The sequence below is a fragment of the Methyloversatilis sp. S146-33 genome (assembly GCF_059552495.1).
Genome location: NZ_JCANOT010000037.1, coordinates 26075 through 42411 on the forward strand (window position 1 = coordinate 26075; position 16337 = coordinate 42411).

20 protein-coding genes are annotated in these 16337 nt (G+C 66.0%); 10 read left to right on the forward strand and 10 right to left on the reverse strand.

Features of this window, described 5'->3' with window-relative positions:
- Positions 1-7 precede the first annotated feature (7 nt).
- Positions 8-646, forward strand: a complete 639-nt coding sequence (locus AC51BJ_RS15295) for a response regulator (RefSeq protein WP_019918554.1) — start codon at positions 8-10, stop codon at positions 644-646.
- 404 nt (positions 647-1050) lie between these two features.
- Positions 1051-1851 (forward strand): S1 family peptidase, encoded by an 801-nt coding sequence (locus AC51BJ_RS15300; RefSeq protein WP_496280790.1) that lies wholly within the window; start codon positions 1051-1053, stop codon positions 1849-1851.
- Positions 1852-1911: 60 nt separating this feature from the next.
- Here the strand turns inward: AC51BJ_RS15300 and AC51BJ_RS15305 are convergent, their stop codons facing one another.
- From AC51BJ_RS15305 to AC51BJ_RS15340, 8 genes are all read right to left on the reverse strand, one after another.
- Positions 1912-4128: a sodium-translocating pyrophosphatase gene (locus AC51BJ_RS15305; protein ID WP_496280791.1), complete on the reverse strand. Its 2217-nt coding sequence runs from the start codon at positions 4126-4128 to the stop codon at positions 1912-1914.
- 173 nt (positions 4129-4301) lie between these two features.
- Complete coding sequence (locus AC51BJ_RS15310; RefSeq protein ID WP_496280792.1) at positions 4302-5558, reverse strand: 6-phosphofructokinase; 1257 nt, start codon at positions 5556-5558, stop codon at positions 4302-4304.
- A 5-nt stretch (positions 5559-5563) separates the two neighbouring features.
- Positions 5564-6217, reverse strand: a complete 654-nt coding sequence (adk, locus tag AC51BJ_RS15315) for an adenylate kinase (RefSeq protein WP_496280793.1) — start codon at positions 6215-6217, stop codon at positions 5564-5566.
- 122 nt (positions 6218-6339) lie between these two features.
- The gene (kdsB, locus tag AC51BJ_RS15320; protein WP_496280794.1) at positions 6340-7104 is read right to left on the reverse strand and encodes a 3-deoxy-manno-octulosonate cytidylyltransferase; all 765 of its coding nucleotides are present in this window, start codon (positions 7102-7104) and stop codon (positions 6340-6342) included.
- Between the two features lie 17 nt (positions 7105-7121).
- Entirely contained in the window at positions 7122-7331 is a 210-nt protein-coding gene (locus AC51BJ_RS15325; protein ID WP_020164379.1) for a Trm112 family protein, read from the reverse strand.
- Complete coding sequence (lpxK, locus tag AC51BJ_RS15330) at positions 7312-8319, reverse strand: tetraacyldisaccharide 4'-kinase (protein ID WP_496280795.1); 1008 nt, start codon at positions 8317-8319, stop codon at positions 7312-7314. Before lpxK ends, AC51BJ_RS15325 begins: the two co-directional genes overlap by 20 nt.
- A complete protein-coding gene (locus AC51BJ_RS15335) occupies positions 8316-8744 on the reverse strand; it encodes an ExbD/TolR family protein (protein WP_304003477.1) in 429 nt (142 codons plus the stop codon). The genes lpxK and AC51BJ_RS15335 overlap by 4 nt, the downstream gene beginning before the upstream one ends.
- A gap of 9 nt (positions 8745-8753) precedes the next feature.
- The gene (locus tag AC51BJ_RS15340; protein ID WP_024300488.1) at positions 8754-9365 is read right to left on the reverse strand and encodes a MotA/TolQ/ExbB proton channel family protein; all 612 of its coding nucleotides are present in this window, start codon (positions 9363-9365) and stop codon (positions 8754-8756) included.
- Between the two features lie 239 nt (positions 9366-9604).
- Here AC51BJ_RS15340 and xseA point away from each other — a divergent pair, with 239 nt between their 5' ends.
- From xseA to AC51BJ_RS15360, 4 genes are all read left to right on the forward strand, one after another.
- The gene (gene xseA, locus AC51BJ_RS15345; RefSeq protein WP_496280796.1) at positions 9605-10963 is read left to right on the forward strand and encodes an exodeoxyribonuclease VII large subunit; all 1359 of its coding nucleotides are present in this window, start codon (positions 9605-9607) and stop codon (positions 10961-10963) included.
- A gap of 75 nt (positions 10964-11038) precedes the next feature.
- On the forward strand, positions 11039-11626 hold the full coding sequence (locus tag AC51BJ_RS15350; RefSeq protein WP_304009383.1) for a superoxide dismutase: 588 nt from the start codon (positions 11039-11041) through the stop codon (positions 11624-11626).
- Between the two features lie 148 nt (positions 11627-11774).
- Entirely contained in the window at positions 11775-12164 is a 390-nt protein-coding gene (locus AC51BJ_RS15355; RefSeq protein ID WP_304003482.1) for a 4a-hydroxytetrahydrobiopterin dehydratase, read from the forward strand.
- Positions 12165-12172: 8 nt separating this feature from the next.
- Complete coding sequence (locus AC51BJ_RS15360; RefSeq protein WP_496280797.1) at positions 12173-13327, forward strand: GNAT family N-acetyltransferase; 1155 nt, start codon at positions 12173-12175, stop codon at positions 13325-13327.
- 7 nt (positions 13328-13334) lie between these two features.
- Here the strand turns inward: AC51BJ_RS15360 and ppa are convergent, their stop codons facing one another.
- Positions 13335-13883, reverse strand: a complete 549-nt coding sequence (gene ppa, locus AC51BJ_RS15365) for an inorganic diphosphatase (RefSeq protein ID WP_019918568.1) — start codon at positions 13881-13883, stop codon at positions 13335-13337.
- Positions 13884-13910: 27 nt separating this feature from the next.
- Entirely contained in the window at positions 13911-14912 is a 1002-nt protein-coding gene (gene dmeF / locus AC51BJ_RS15370) for a CDF family Co(II)/Ni(II) efflux transporter DmeF (protein WP_496280798.1), read from the reverse strand.
- A 130-nt stretch (positions 14913-15042) separates the two neighbouring features.
- Between dmeF and hemP the strand changes: the two genes are divergently transcribed.
- From hemP to AC51BJ_RS15390, 4 genes are all read left to right on the forward strand, one after another.
- Complete coding sequence (hemP, locus tag AC51BJ_RS15375) at positions 15043-15228, forward strand: hemin uptake protein HemP (RefSeq protein ID WP_430433730.1); 186 nt, start codon at positions 15043-15045, stop codon at positions 15226-15228.
- A gap of 4 nt (positions 15229-15232) precedes the next feature.
- Positions 15233-15448 carry a (2Fe-2S)-binding protein gene (locus AC51BJ_RS15380; RefSeq protein ID WP_304003487.1) on the forward strand — a complete coding sequence of 72 codons (216 nt, stop codon included), beginning with the start codon at positions 15233-15235 and terminating at the stop codon, positions 15446-15448.
- A gap of 95 nt (positions 15449-15543) precedes the next feature.
- Positions 15544-16023: a bacterioferritin gene (gene bfr, locus AC51BJ_RS15385; RefSeq protein WP_019918572.1), complete on the forward strand. Its 480-nt coding sequence runs from the start codon at positions 15544-15546 to the stop codon at positions 16021-16023.
- A gap of 86 nt (positions 16024-16109) precedes the next feature.
- The gene (locus AC51BJ_RS15390; RefSeq protein ID WP_430433729.1) at positions 16110-16304 is read left to right on the forward strand and encodes a hypothetical protein; all 195 of its coding nucleotides are present in this window, start codon (positions 16110-16112) and stop codon (positions 16302-16304) included.
- The last annotated feature ends 33 nt before the right edge of the window (positions 16305-16337 follow it).

The window sequence follows — 16337 nt, forward strand, 5'->3', positions numbered from 1 at the left end:
AACAACAATGGGACCGATCAAGGTCATGCTGGTGGACGACCACGCGGTCGTCCGCATGGGATTCAAGCTGCTGCTCGCCGCCTGCGAGGACATCGAGGTGATCGGCGAGGCCGACAGCGGCGAAGTGGCCTACCAGCGCTACACCGAACTGAAGCCGGACGTGATCGTGATGGACCTGTCGATGCCCGGCATGGGCGGCATCGAGGCCGTGCGGCGACTGACCGCACGCGACAAGGGCGTGCGCATCCTGGCGCTGTCGGCGCACGAGGACACGGCGCATCCGAAACGGGTGCTGAAGGCGGGCGCCACCGGTTACCTGTCGAAGCGCGGCGCGCCGGAGGCGCTGATCGACGCGGTGCGCACGGTGGCCGCCGGCCGCATGTATCTGGACGCCGAAATCGCGCAGAAGCTGGCGATGCAGGACGTGACCGGCACGCAGAATCCGGTCGAGGCGCTGTCGGAGCGTGAGTTCGAGGTGTTCATCCACCTCGCCCGCGGGCAGTCGGTGAACCAGATCGCCGAAACCCTGCATCTGTCGACGTCCACCGTCGGTACCCATCTTTACAACGTGAAGCAGAAACTCGGCGCATCCAACCAGGCCGAACTGACGCTGATTGCACTTCGCAACGGCCTGATCGAGGCCTGACGTCGATCTGCAACACATCCATCGCACCAGTCCGGTGCGATGGATGTGTTTGCAGTGCTTCATTTTCGGTCACGACCTTCCACATTCCGGCCATCCGGACGTCGCGTCGTCGTACGCCCGATCCGCGACGATCTCCCGCATCGGGGCCACAGTCTTTTGTTGCAACGCAACATCGGGAAGCTTTCCCGATGCGGGTTTCCACGTCGTCGTGCCCGCAACAGGACCGTCCCCCGCCTCCACCGCAGCGCCTGAAGCGCCCTTCGGCGACGGCGCTGGCACGCTTCTCGCTGATACCGCTCGTCAGCTGACACACCTACAACCTCATACATACACAGCCATGTTCCGTTAGTCAGTTCATCGCCACCGGGTCCGGCCAGGATCCGGAAGCCAGCAAGGAGATCGTCATGCGTGCCCTTGGATTGCTGTTTCTGCTCACCGTCGCTCAGGCTTCACACGCCAGTGCCGAGCGATACATCCAGTTGTCGATGCACGTGGTGAAGGTGCTGGCAGCGAACGCCGACGGACGCATCAACACCGGCACCGGCGTGCAGATCGACGACACGCACGTGATCACCAACTGTCACGTGGTCGGCATCGCAACGAACGTGATCGTGGCCCGAGGCAGCAGCGGCGTGCCGGCGCAGGCCAGTTCGGTCGATCCGCGCCACGACCTGTGCGTGATGACCACGCCGCACGCGATGGGCCGACCGGTGGACATGGCCACCTCGCGCACACTGAAGGTGGGCGACACGGTGCACGCGGTCGGCTTCTCCGGCGGCAAGGCGCTGTCTATGAGCGACGGCCAGGTGACCGCGCTGCACGAAATGGATGGCGCGCTGGTGATCGAAACCGACGCCTCCTTCCAGCAGGGTGCATCCGGCGGCGCGCTGTTCGACGCCGACGGCCGTCTGGTCGGTGTGCTCACCTTCTTCATTCCGGGCATGAAACGCCACTTCGCCGTGCCGGTGGAATGGGTGCACAGCGGCATCGCCGCGTCAGGACTGCCCTTGCGCGACGCCACCCCGCCGTTCTGGGCAGCCGCCGACGAGGACAAGCCCTACTTTCTGCGCGCCATCCAGCACGAGAACGACGGCGACTGGGGCCTTCTGCAGGCGGTGGCGAAGGAATGGGTGGAAGCGGAGCCGAACAACAGCGCGGCGATCAAGGCCGCAGTGCGCGCCAGCCAGCTGCCGCCGCTGCGCTGAACGACCGGCACAAAAAAGCCGGCCCCGCAGGGCCGGCTTTTTTTCGTCCCGACACAGGCCTTAACGGGTCTGGGTCAGTTGTTGCACCTGAGGTTGCAACTGAGCTTGCGACTGAGACAGCTGCACCACCTGCTCCACCTGTATCGCCTGGGCGGTCGGTTGCACCGGCGCGGCGGCGTGCGTCGCACCGGTGGCCGACGGCAGCAGCGGCACGATGAGCAAGGCCACGATGTTGATGATCTTGATCAGCGGGTTCACCGCCGGGCCGGCGGTGTCCTTGTACGGGTCTCCGACCGTGTCACCGGTCACCGCAGCCTTGTGCGCCTCCGAGCCCTTGCCGCCGAAGTGGCCGTCCTCGATGTACTTCTTCGCGTTGTCCCAGGCGCCGCCGCCGGTGGTCATCGAAATCGCGACGAACAGGCCGGTCACGATGGTGCCCATCAGCACGCCGCCCAGCGCCTGCACACCGGCCTGCGGCCCCATCAGGAAGGCGATGCCGAAGGCGACGACGACCGGCACCAGAACCGGCAGCAAGGACGGAATCATCATTTCCTTGATCGCCGCCACGGTCAGCATGTCGACCGCGCGCGAATAATCGGGCTTGGCCGTGCCTTCCATGATGCCGGGGATTTCCTTGAACTGGCGACGGACCTCGACCACCACGGCACCCGCTGAACGGCCAACCGCTTCCATCGCCATGGCGCCGAACAGGTAGGGAATCAGGCCGCCGATGAACAGGCCGATGATGACCGCCGGATTGGCCAGATCGAAAGCCACGCTGTGGCCGACCGCTTCCAGCGCGTGCGTGTAGTCGGCGAACAGCACCAGTGCGGCCAGACCGGCCGAGCCGATGGCATAACCCTTGGTCACCGCCTTGGTGGTGTTGCCGACGGCGTCCAGCGGGTCGGTCACCGCGCGCACCGAATCCGGCAGTTCCGACATTTCGGCGATGCCGCCGGCGTTGTCGGTGATCGGGCCGTAGGCATCGAGCGCGACGATGATGCCGGACATGCTGAGCATCGAAGTCGCTGCGATGGCGATGCCGTACAGGCCGCCCAGCGTGTAGGCCGCCCAGATCGCCGCGCACACGGCCAGCACCGGCCAGGCGCAGGACTTCATCGACACGCCGAGGCCGGCGATGATGTTGGTGCCGTGCCCTGTGGTCGAGGCCTCCGCGATGTGCTTCACCGGCTTGAAATCGGTGCCGGTGTAGTACTCGGTGATCACCACCATCAGGCCGGTCAGCACCAGACCGACGACCGCCGCCCCATACAGCCGGATCTGCGCACCGTCGTAGATGCCCATCGAGGCATTGAGCGCGTCGTCCGGCATCAGCATCGTGGTCAGCGGATAGAAGGCGATCAGCGCCAGCACACCGGCGACGATGAGGCCGCGGTAGAGACCGTTCATGATCTTCTGACCCGGCTTGGTCTTCACGAACATGCAGCCGATGATGGACGCGATGATGGAGAAGCCGCCCAGCGCCAGCGGGTAGATCACCGCCGCCTCGGCATTCGACTTCAGCATCAGCGCCCCAAGCAGCATGGTCGCCACCGTCGTCACCGCGTAGGTTTCGAACAGGTCGGCCGCCATGCCGGCGCAGTCGCCGACGTTGTCACCGACGTTGTCGGCGATCACCGCCGGGTTGCGCGGATCGTCTTCCGGAATGCCCGCTTCGACCTTGCCCACCAGGTCGGCACCGACGTCGGCACCCTTGGTGAAGATGCCACCGCCCAGACGGGCGAAGATCGAAATGAGCGAAGAACCGAAACCGAGGCCGATCAGCGGATGGATGATCTGGTCTATGGTCGCGTCATGCGCCGCCGAGCCCTTCAGGATCGCGTAGTAGCCTGCCACCCCCAGCAGGCCCAGACCGACCACCAGCATGCCGGTGATGGCCCCGCCGCGGAAGGCGACGTCGAAGGCTTCGGAAATGCCCTTGCGCGCGGCTTCCGCCGTACGCACGTTGGCGCGGACCGACACGTTCATGCCGATGTAGCCGGCTGCACCAGAGAGCACCGCACCGATGACGAAACCGGCCGCGGTGGACATGCCCAGGGTGATTGCGAGGAGGATGGTCAGGACGACACCGACGATGGCGATCGTGCGGTACTGACGGTTGAGATAGGCCTTCGCCCCTTCCTGCACGGCGTCGGCAATCTCTCGCATTCGAGGATTGCCGGAAGGTTGGGCAAGGATCCACTTGCTGGATACGGCGCCATACACGATGGCCACCACTGCGCACACGAGTGCGAACCACAGACCGAACGACGACATCACCCCTCCTCTTGTTTTGACTGCGTGCAACGAAAGGGCGGCGCCGTAACCCCGCCCCGGAAGCAGCGAGCAACCTTGTGGGTTGCCGGACACGCGCCCCTGCGGCGCCTGCCCTGGTATGTCATCCGCACGCCGGGGAGCGTGCGGCTACAAGCGGTGCGTCTTCGACCCGGTCAGCCCGAGAACGGCGGCAGCGTGCGCGGCACGCTTTCGTTCTTCAGGCTGACATAGGCCGGCAGTCCATTCACGTAGGGCGGATAGTCCTCACCTTCGATCAGGGGCTGCAGGTATTTCCGGCAGGCCTCGGTGATGCCAAAGCCATCGTCGGAAATGAAATGCCTGGGCATCATCTTCTCGCGGTTCGCAACGTCCTGCAGTTGCGCCACGTCAATCTTCCATGCATAGGGCGTATCGGACACGCGCACGATGGCGGGCATGACCGCGTTGCGGCCCTCGATCGCCAGTTCGACCGCGCGCCGGCCGAGCGCGTAGGCCTGCTGCGCGTCGGTGCCGGAGGCGATGTGGCGACCGCTGCGCTGCAGATAGTCCGGCAGCGCCCAGTGATACTTGTGGCCAAGCTTCGCCTTGATCAGTTCGGCGATCTGCTGGCCGACCCCGCCCAGCTGGGCGTGGCCGAAGGCATCGCGCGTGCCCGACTCGGCCAGCAGCTTGCCGTCGGAGCCACGCAGGCCCTCGGACACCGCGATGGCGCAGAAGTCGTGCTCGCGCACGCAGGCGTCGACGCGCGCCAGGAAGGACGCCTCGTCGAACGGAATTTCGGGGAACAGCAGGATATGCGGTGCCTCGGCCTGCGTGCGCGCGGCCAGACCCGCAGCGGCAGTGATCCAGCCGGCATGGCGGCCCATCACTTCCATCACGAAAATCTTGGTGGACGTGCGCGCCATCGAGGCGACGTCCAGACCGGCTTCCATCATCGACACCGCGACATACTTCGCCACCGAGCCGAAGCCCGGGCAGTTGTCGGTCTCGACCAGATCGTTGTCCACCGTCTTCGGAATGCCGACGCAGGTGAGCGGGTAATGCAGCTTCTCGGCGATCTGCGACACCTTCCACGCGGTGTCCATCGAATCGTTGCCGCCGTTGTAGAGGAAGTAACGGATGTCGTGCGCGCGGAACACCTCGATCAGCCGCGCGTACTGCGCGCGGCTCTCTTCGAGGCCTTTCAGCTTGTAGCGGCAGGAGCCGAAAGCGCCACCCGGCGTGTGACGCAGGGCGGCGATGGACGCGTCGCTTTCCAGCGAGGTATCGATCAGGTCTTCGTGCAGCGCACCGAGGATGCCGTTGCGCCCGGCGAACACCTTGCCGATCACGTCGCCATGCTCACGCGCCGCCTGGATGACGCCGCAGGCGGTCGCGTTGATGACCGCCGTGACGCCACCGGACTGCGCGTAGAACAGGTTTGCGGCCATGCAGATCAGGCCAGCGCGTCGAAGGCGCGCTGTTTCACTTCGTCGACCGGACCGACGCCGGAGATGGCGCGGTACTTCGGTGCGCCCGGCTCGCCGCGCTGCGCCCAGCCGGAGTAGTACTCGACCAGCGGACGGGTCTGCGAGTGGTACACGTCGAGACGCTTGCGCACCACTTCCTCGCGGTCGTCGTCACGCTGCACCAGCGGTTCGCCGGTCACGTCGTCCTTGCCTTCGACCTTCGGCGGGTTGAACACCACGTGATAGGTGCGGCCCGACGCGATGTGGGCACGGCGGCCGCTCATGCGGGTGATGATGTCCTGGTCCGGCACCTGGATCTCGAGCACGAAGTCGATCGGCACGCCGGCCGCCTTCATCGCGTCGGCCTGCGGAATCGTGCGCGGGAAGCCGTCGAACATGTAGCCGGCCTTGCAGTCGTCTTCCTTCAGACGGTCCTTGACCAGATTGATGATGAGGTCGTCGGACACGAGGCCGCCGGCGTCCATCACCTTCTTCGCCTCGATGCCCAGCGGCGTGCCGGCCTTGACGGCGGCGCGCAGCATGTCACCGGTGGAAATCTGCGGGATGTTGAAGCGTTCCTTGATGAAGGTCGCCTGAGTGCCCTTGCCTGCGCCCGGCGGGCCCAGAAGTATGAGACGCATGTCCTCTCCTGATGTGAGTCTGTTTTTTGGATTCTGGTGGAACAGTGCGCGCGCCGCGGCAAACGCAATGCCAGCGGGCGCGACGTTACCGCCAACGGGAAGCGCGGTCAAACGGCAATGCGTCAGACCGTGCCGGTGGAAAACAGCGCGCGCACGCGCTCCAGATCGTCCGGCGTATCGACACCGGCGTGCGGCATCGGTACGTCGGCCACCACGCGGATGCGGTAGCCGTGCCACAGCGCGCGCAGTTGTTCGAGTGCTTCGACCTGCTCCATCGGTGCCGGATCGAGGCGCGCGTTGCGCTGCAGGAAACGCACGCGGTAGGCGTAGATGCCGATGTGGCGCTGCGCACCCAGCGCGGCCGGCAGCGTGTCGCGCGACGTGGCGAAATCATCGCGCGCCCACGGAATCGGCGCGCGCGAGAAATACATCGCGCGGCCGTGGATGTCGCAGATCACCTTGACCACCGCCGGATTGAAGAAATCGGCCGCTTCCGCGATGGCGCTGCTGGCGGTGGCGATCGACGACTCGGGGTCCTGATCGAGCGCGAGCGCGACCTGGCGGATCAGATCGGGATCGATCAGCGGCTCGTCGCCCTGCACGTTAACCACCACGGAAGCCGGCGACCAGCCCAGTTTCTCCGCCACTTCGGCGATGCGGTCGGTGCCGGTGGCGTGATCGCTGCGCGTCATCACCGCCTCGTAGCCGTGGGCGCGCACCGCATCGGCAATGGCTTCGTGGTCGGTGGCGATCACCAGCGCCTCGGCGCCGCTCTGCGCGGCGCGCTGCGCCACGCGCACCACCATCGGCAGACCACCGATGTCGAGCAGCGGCTTGCCCGGCAGCCGGGTCGATGCGTGGCGGGCGGGAATGACGACCTTGAACATGATGACCTCCCCGTCGCTCAGCCGTTGCGGCCAGCCGGCTCGCGCAGCGCGGCGACTTCTTCCTCGCTCATTTCACGTGCTTCGTCTTCGAGCATGACCGGAATGCCGTCGCGGATCGGATACGCCAGGCGGCTGGCCTTGCACTGCAGCTCGTTGCGTGCGCGGTCGAGCACCAGCGGGGCCTTGGTGACCGGGCAGACGAGAATTTCAAGAAGACGTGGATCCATGCTTCAACTCCGCTAGACGGGTCGCGATGTAACCCGCCAGATCAGGGTCGAGGTGTGCCTCGACCGGCAATACCCACATCGGGGTGTCCGACAATCCGTGACATTTTACCGCGTCCTTCTCCGTCAGCAGCAGCGCATCGCAGCCGGGGAAGGCGAGGTCCTGCGCCGAGTACACGTGATGATCGGGAAACGGATGCGCGACGAACTCGAGCCCGAGCGCGCGCAGGTGATCAAAGAAGCGTGCCGGCTCGCCGATGCCGGCGACCGCATGCAGGCGTAGCCCGCCCAGATCGGCCGCCGCCGCCTGCTGTCCGGGACGATCGAGCCGATGGAAGCGCTCGCCGTGCAGACGCATGCAGAAGGCGGTGCGGACACCCTCAGGCGGCGTCGGCAAGCCGTTCAGCACCACCGCATCGACCGTACGCAGGCGAGCCGGCGGTTCGCGCAAGGGCCCTGCCGGCAGGTGGAAACCATTCATGACACCGCGCCTGTCGAGTACCGCAATCTCGACGTCGCGAGCCAGCGCGTAGTGCTGCAGGCCGTCGTCGCACAGCACGAGGTCGCACTCGGGATGAGCCGCCAGCCCGGCCCGTGCGGCATCGGCACGACGGCGACCGACCCACACCGGCAGGCCGCTGCGCCGCGCCAGCAGCACCGGTTCGTCGCCCGATTGGGTGACGTCGGCCCGGGCGTCGACCTCATGCACGGCATCGGCGCGACCGCCGTAGCCGCGTGTGACGATGAGGGGGCGCCAGCCGCGCTCGGCGAGCGCGCGAGCGAGGTAGAGCGTGAGCGGCGTCTTGCCGGCACCACCGGCGATGAGGTTGCCGACGACGATCACCGGCACCGGCAGACGGTCTACACGCATCAGTCCCGCGCGGAAAGCGGCGCGTCGCAGCGCAGATACGAGACGGAACAGCAGCGACAGCGGCCACAGCAGCCAGGCCGCGACGCCGCGGCTGCGCCACAGCGCGGGCGCGGTGCTCATCGGCCGCCGGACGCGTCGGACTGGGTGGCGAAGGAAATGCCGGCGATGCCGGCGCGCTGCGCTGCCTGCATCACGTCGATCGACGACTGCAGCCGCGCGTCCTTGTCGGACGAGATGATGACCACCGGCTCCTGCTTGCCCGACGCCGCCTTCGCCAGTGCCTCGGCCAGCGCGTCGGCGTTGCCGGCCGCCACTGGCAGGCGGTTGATCAGAATGTCGCCGCGCGCGGTGATGAGCACATTGATCTCGCGATCAGTCGCCTCCGCTTCCGGTGCTTCGGCACTGGGCAGCGTGATTTCGAGGCCGGCCGTTTTCGAGTAGGTGGTGGTCACCATCAGGAAGATGAGGATGACCAGCAGCACGTCGATCAGCGGGATCAGATTGATTTCGAGCTCTTCACGCCCGCGGCCGCGTCGGAAATTCATGAGGCGTCCTTACTTCGCGGCGCGCTCGCCGTGCACCACCTCGACCAGCTTGATCGCCTGCTGCTCCATATCGACGATGAAGTCGTCGACGCGACCGCGGAAGTAGCGGTGGAAAATCAGCGCCGGAATCGCCACCAGCAGACCGAAGCCGGTGTTGTACAGCGCGATCGAGATGCCACTGGCCAGTTGCTGCGGATTGCTGCCGGTGGCGGTCTGCGAACCGAAGATTTCGATCATGCCGACCACCGTACCGAACAGGCCCATCAGCGGCGCCGCCGCAGCGATGGTGCCCAGCGTGGTCAGATAACGTTCGAGGTCATGCGTAACCGCGCGCCCCTCCTCCTCGATCGCCTCCTTCATCACCTCGCGGGAACTGCGCACATTGCGCAGGCCGGCGGCCAGCACGCGGCCCAGCGGCGAGTGCGCGGCAACGCGGCGTATCATGTCGGCGTTCGGCTGACCGCCCTTCAGGTCGGTGGCGATGGATTCGAGCAGACCCGGCGGCACGACCTTGCTTCGACGCAGGCTGGCCAGACGTTCGATGATCAGCGCGACGGCGATGACGGAGGCGGCAATCAGCGGCCAGATCGGCCAGCCGGCCGCGCGGATGATCTCAAACACGTAGAGCCCCTTCGTGAACAAGCGGCGAACTGTAGCTTGCACGACGAGGGGCGGCAACCCTGGGACATCGCCGGCGATGCGGCCGACGAGGTTATCCACAGAAATTGTGGATAACTGTGTGGGTTTTGTCTGAGCGGCTTTGCTAACTCGCCTCGGGGTAAGCGTTTTCCTTACGCCGATCAAAAATTAAGCTTCCATGACAGCCGCGTCGGTGTCGACGACGTCGCGAAAATCGATTCATGAATACAGTCAATGAAGACAGCAAGAGCTCTGCCGCCATCGCCGTGTCGGAGCTCGCGCGACGCGCGCGTCTCGCGCTGGAGCGCCAGTTTCCGGTGCTCTGGGTCAGTGGCGAGCTGTCCGGTGTGACACGGGCCGCATCAGGCCATCTTTACTTCTCGCTGAAGGACGAGGCGGCGCAGGTGCGTTGCGTCATGTTCCGCAGCCGCAGCCAGTTGCTGCCCTTCGAACCGAAGGCGGGACTGCGGGTGGAGGTGCGCGCCCAGGTGTCGCTGTACGAGGCGCGCGGCGATTTTCAGCTCACCGTCGACGCTATGCGCCGCGCCGGTGTCGGCGATCTGTACGAAGCCTTCCTCCGGCTGAAGGCGCAACTCGCGGCCGAAGGCCTGTTCGCCGCGGCGCGCAAGCGGCCGCTGCCCGCCCTGCCCGCCCGGCTGGCCATCGTCACCTCACCGGGCGCGGCGGCACTGCGCGACGTGCTGGCGGCGCTGGCAAGGCGCGCACCGCATCTGGAGATCGTGCTGCTGCCCTGTCTGGTGCAGGGCGTAGACGCCCCGCGGCAGATCGCTACCGCGATCAGTCAGGCGGGCAGCGTCGACGCCGAGGTCGTGCTGCTGGTGCGCGGCGGCGGTTCCGCCGAGGATCTGGCCGCCTTCAACGACGAGCGTGTAGCGCGCGCCATCGCCGCCTGTCCGGTACCGGTGGTCAGCGGCGTCGGCCACGAAACGGATTTCTCGATTGCCGACTTCGTCGCCGATGTGCGCGCAGCGACGCCGACCGCAGCCGCCGAACTGGTCAGCGCCGGCCACGTCGAAGCGGCGGGACGTCTGCGCACGCTGAGTGCCCGTCTTGCCCGGGCGCTGCGCAGCCGGCTCGATGCACACGGGCAGAAACTCGACGACCTCGCCGCCCGACTGCGGCCGCCTGCAAGACAGATGGGCATCGCACACGACAGGCTGCATGGCCTTTACGACAGGCTGCGTCGCGCTCATGCGGCACAGCGGGCACAGGCGCAGCGGCGGGCCGAAGCACTGGCGATGCGCCTGCGGCTCGCACGTCCGACGCAGGCGATGCGGCAGGCAACCCTGTCGCGGCTGGCAGAACAGCTGCGCCACGCCATGCACACCCGCCTGGATCACGCCCGCCAGCGCGCGCACCTCGGCGCGACGCAACTCGCTCAGCTCGATCCGACCGCAGTGCTGTCACGCGGCTACTCCATGGTGCGCGACACCGAGGGCCGCATCGTCCGGGACGCCGCCACGCTGATGCACAGGCAGCCGCTGCGCATAGACTTCGCTCGCGGCCACGCGGACGTCGAAGTCAGCCATTCATACCCGGATTCCGGCGCCGCCGACTGACTCGCCTTGTGCTGACCGATGGCCGGCCATACACTCATGGACTTGGCTTTGAACCGACCGACTGGGAGAAAAAACATGGAACACACCCTGCCTCCGCTGCCCTACGCGCTCGACGCACTGGCACCGCACATTTCTCGTGAAACGCTGGAATTTCACTACGGCAAGCACCATCAAGCCTACGCCACCAACCTGAACAACCTGATCAAGGGCACCGAGTTCGAGAACCTCGACCTGGAAGCCATCGTCAAGAAGGCCCCGGCCGGCGGCGTGTTCAACAACTCGGCCCAGGTGTGGAACCACTCCTTCTTCTGGAACAGCATGAAGCCGGCTGGCGGCGGCGCCCCGAGCGGCGCCCTGGCGGCCGCGATCGACGCCAAGTGGGGCAGCTTCGACGAGTTCAAGAAGGCCTTCAAGGCCTCGGCCGTCGGCAACTTCGGCTCCGGCTGGACCTGGCTGGTGAAAAAGACCGACGGTACGCTGGACATCGTCAACACCAGCGGCGCCGGCACCCCGCTGACCTCCGACGCCAAGCCGCTGCTGACCATCGATGTGTGGGAACACGCCTACTACATCGACTACCGCAACCGTCGCCCGGATTTCGTGGACACCTTCCTCGCCAGCCTGGCGAACTGGGACTTCGCCGCCGCGAACTTCGCGTCCTGAGCGACCGGCCGGGCCCCCGGGTCCGGCCGAATCCCGCGCGCGCTGCACGGCCCGGCTCGTCTGGTGCATGCAGCGCGTTTTTTCATTCCGGCGTGCGCAACGCATGCAGCTTGCAGTGGTCGGAGTGGCGTTACTCAAGGAGACCGATATGTCGCAGTGGAGAAAAGCCGGCCCGAACGAAGCCTTCACGCCGGAGGAAATCGATGCCCGCCTGAAGGCGGAACTGCCGAAGTGGTATTACGAGGACGGCTGGATCCGCCGCAAGTACAAGACCAGCGGCTGGAAGGGCACACTGATGGTGGTGAACACGGTCGGTCATCTGGCCGAGGCCGCCTTCCATCACCCGGATCTCGCCGTGTCCTATGCCTTCGTGATCGTGAAGCTGGTCAATCACGAAGCCAAAGGCGTGACCGAGCGCGACTTCCAGCTGGCGAAGAAGATCGAGGACGTGATCATGTGGCAACCGGGCGCGGAAGAAGGCAGCGCGCTCGCCGGTACGCCGGACGATCCGCGCTTCAAGTACATCAAGTACGACTGATCGCAGGCATGAAGCGCGACAGCCTGCGCGTCGAACGGCATGCGTCGATGGCGGACATCGACGCGGCGCAGTGGGACGCGCTCACCGGCGGTCACGCCACGCTGTCGCACGCACTGCTCGACGCTTTCGAGGCGTCCGGCTGCGTGTCGCCCGATACCGGCTGGCAGCCGGATCACCTCGCGCTATACGAAGGCGAGCGTCTGGTCGCCGCCCTGCCCGGCTATCTGAAGTCGCACAGCTACGGCGAATACGTGTTCGACTGGGCCTGGGCCGAGGCGCTGGAGCGCAGCGGACGCGAGTACTACCCCAAGCTGCTGTGCGCCGTGCCCTTCACGCCGGTTCCCGGCCCGCGACTGCTGGCGCAGGACACCGCCGCGCGCGCTGTGCTGCTCGACGCCTGGATCGCACACGCACGTGCGCTCGGCGTGTCGTCGGCGCACCTGCTGTTTCCGGACGCCGCGGCACTGGCGGCGATCGACACGTCGAGGCTGCTGCTGCGTGAATCCGTACAGTTCCACTGGCACAACGCCGGCTATCGCAGCCACGACGAATTCCTCGCCACGCTGAGTGCCGACAAGCGCAAGAAGATACGCCAGGAGCGTCGACGCGTGCGCGACGCCGGCGTCACGCTCAGGCGCATCGACGGCGCCGACATCAGCGACGCGGAACTGGCCCTGTTTGTCGCCTGCTATCGCAACACCTACCGCGTGCGCGGACAGCGCCCCTATCTGAATGCCCGCTTCTTCGAGCTGCTGCGCGAACGCACGCCGCAATCACTGATGCTGGTGATCGCGTCGCGTGACGGGCTGGACGTCGCCTGCGCACTGAACCTGCGCGACGACACACGGCTGTACGGACGCTACTGGGGGGAAATGGAATACGTACCCTGCCTGCATTTCGAGGCCTGCTACCACCAGGGCATCGAATACGCGATCGAACGCGGCCTGCAGGCTTTCGAGGGGGGTGCCCAGGGCGAGCACAAGATGGCGCGCGGTTTCACGCCCGTACGCACGTGGTCGGCGCACTGGCTGCGCGACGAGGACTTTTCCGATGCGGTGGCGCGCTACCTCGAACGGGAGCGCGCCGGCATCGCACTGCACATCAACGAACTGGAGGAGCGCACGCCCTACCGCACGCGCGGCGGGGCGCCGGACTCGCCGTAGTTCGAACTCAGTAGTTCGGCTTCTCTTCGGCCTGCTGATAGCGCTCGACGCCTGCCATGATTTCCTTCTTGGCGTCCTCGATATCGCCCCAGCCCTGCACCTTGACGAACTTGCCCGGCTCGAGATCCTTGTAGTGCTCGAAGAAGTGCGAAATCTGGTCCAGCAGGATCTGCGGCAGGTCGCGCGGGCTCTGCACCGAGCGGTACATCGGAGTGAGCTTGTCCACCGGCACGGCCAGCAGCTTCGCATCCTCACCGGCCTCATCGACCATCTTCAGCATGCCGATCGGACGGCAACGCACGACCACGCCCGGCGGCAGCGCGAACTGCGACATCACCAGCACATCGACCGGGTCACCGTCGCCGGCGATGGTGTGCGGAATGTAGCCGTAGTTGCACGGGTAGTGCATGGCGGTCGACATGAAGCGATCGACGAAGACGGCGCCCGACTCCTTGTCCACTTCGTACTTGACCGGGTCCGAATGCATCGGGATTTCGATCACAACGTTGAAATCGTTGGGCAGATCCTTGCCCGACGGAACTCGTTCCAGACCCATGTCTCGCTCCTTGTGAAAAGCCCGCGATTATAGCGATTGTTGCGCCGCACCAGAAGCGTCGTCGATCACCCTCAGGTCAAGCGTCACGTGCGCCAGCGTCTTCTCGCCGGCAAGACGCGCGCGCAGCACCTCCGGGTCAAGCCGCGGCGACGCCGCCACGGTAAGCGCCAGCGCGTGACGTCCGGGCGCCAGCAGCCACAGGTGGACGTCCAGCGGCCGACCGCCCCAGTCATCGACATGACCGAGCACGGCGTCGAACACGCTGCCTTCGACCTGGCGGTCCAGCAGCACGGTGGCACTGTCGCGCGCCAGATGCCAGGCCCAGCGCAGGATGAGCAGTCCGCCCAGCGCCGCAACCAGCGGATCCAGCCAGTTCATGCCAGCCCACTTGCCTGCCACCAGCGCGGCGATCGCCGCGATCGAGGTGAGCGCATCAGCCACCACGTGCAGATAGGCGGCGCGAAGATTGTGGTCGTCGTGCCCGCCCTGATGATGGGCGTGGTGGTCAGCGTGATCGTGACTGTGAGCATGTCCATGGTGCGCATGCCCGCCCTTGTCGTGCAGCAGCCAGGCGCTGATCAGGTTGACCGCCAGACCGACCAGTGCCACCAGCAGCGCTTCGTCGTAGTGGATCGCGTGCGGCGCACGCAGCCGCGCCGCCGACTCGACGATCATGAACAGCGCTGCGCCGGCCAGCAGCAGGCTGGACGAGTAGCCGGCGAGGTAGGACACCTTGCCCGGTCCGAAGCTGTAAAGGGCGCTGCCGCGGTGCGCGCGCATATAGGTGTAGGCGAATGCACTGATCGCCATCGCCGCCACATGGGTCCCCATATGCCAACCGTCGGCCAGCAGCGCCATCGAGCCCGACAGGTAGCCGGTGACGATCTCGGCAACCATGGCCAGGGCGCTGAGCCACAGCACGCGGCTGACCGCCTGTTCGGCATGGTCCGGATGGGGAATGAAGTCCGGGTGATGAACCGGGCAGAACGGTGCGTCGGCCGGCATGTGATCAGGGGCGTTTCTGTCCATCCCGCGATTGTAGGGGCGGGCGTCACCGATCGTTGCACTTCGATGTGCGGGAAGCGCACATGCCGCGCTTGACACCGCCCCTCGCTTCTGTACTAATACGAACCATTCTCATTTCTATGCCCATTGGCGAATGACTCAATCCGCTCCTCCGTCGCAGGCACCGCAACCGGCAACGCAGAGCGCCGCTGCTCCGACGCCGCCTGCGCTCGATTCGAGCCAGTTGCTGGGCGGGCGCAAACAGGTCGCGATCAATCACGGCGGCGAGATGTACTCGCTGCGGCTGACGCGCAACGGAAAACTCATCCTGACCAAATAGAGCCATGTACATCTGCTTGTGCGAACCGGTGACCGACCGGGACATCAAGGCCGCAGTGCATACCGGATGCCGCACCGTGCGCGACGTCGCCGGCCAGCTCGGCTGCTGCCGCGACTGCGGGCGCTGCGTGCGCGCCGCCAAGGAAGTGATTGACGCCGCCCGCGCCGAACTGCAGCCGATCCGTCTTCACCGGGCACACGCAGAAGCCGCCGCGGCCTGATACCTCGCATAAACAGGTCGCCGCACTCGCCTTGCGACGGCCTAGAATTCGGTCAGGCGTCACCGTTGTGGCACCGCCTGACCAGGAGAAGTCTCATGAAAGGCGACAAGAAGGTTCTGCAGTACCTGAACAAGCAGCTGGTCAACGAACTGACTGCGATCAACCAGTACTTCCTGCATGCGCGCATGTACCGGAACTGGGGCCTGACCAAGCTCGGCGACCACGAGTATCACGAGTCGATCGAGGAAATGAAGCATGCGGACATGCTGATCGAACGCATCCTGCTGCTGGAAGGCCTGCCCAATCTGCAGGACCTGCACAAGTTGCTGATCGGCGAGAACGTGCCGGAAATGCTCGGCGCCGATCTGAAGATCGAACAGCAGTCGCACGCGACGCTGAAGGACGCGATCTCCTGTAGCGAAAGCGCGGGCGATTACGTTTCGCGCGACCTGTTCCGCAAGATCCTCGCCGACACCGAGGAACACATCGACTGGCTGGAAACCCAGCTGGACCTGATAGACAAGATGGGGCTGCAGAACTACACGCAGTCCGCAATGGGAGAACTCGGCAGCTGACGCACGCGGCGGTTTCCCGACGGAACTGCCATGCCGGCCCGTCCGCGACGGGTCGGTTCCGCCCGGGCGCAGTCCGTACAACCGCCATGAACAGCCGCCACGCCGAACCCGCAACGCCGCGCACACCCCTGCTGCGCAGCGCACTGTCGGCACTGCTCAGTGTCGCCGCGCTGTGGCTGCTGACCGCCTTCCCGGCGACCCGCCTGTTCGATCAGCTCACGGCCGCCCCCGCAGCATCCGCCCAGCCTGCGCCCGCGCAGGCCGGCACACCGCATTCCTGAACTCACAGAACGCCGACGATCGATGCACGACTT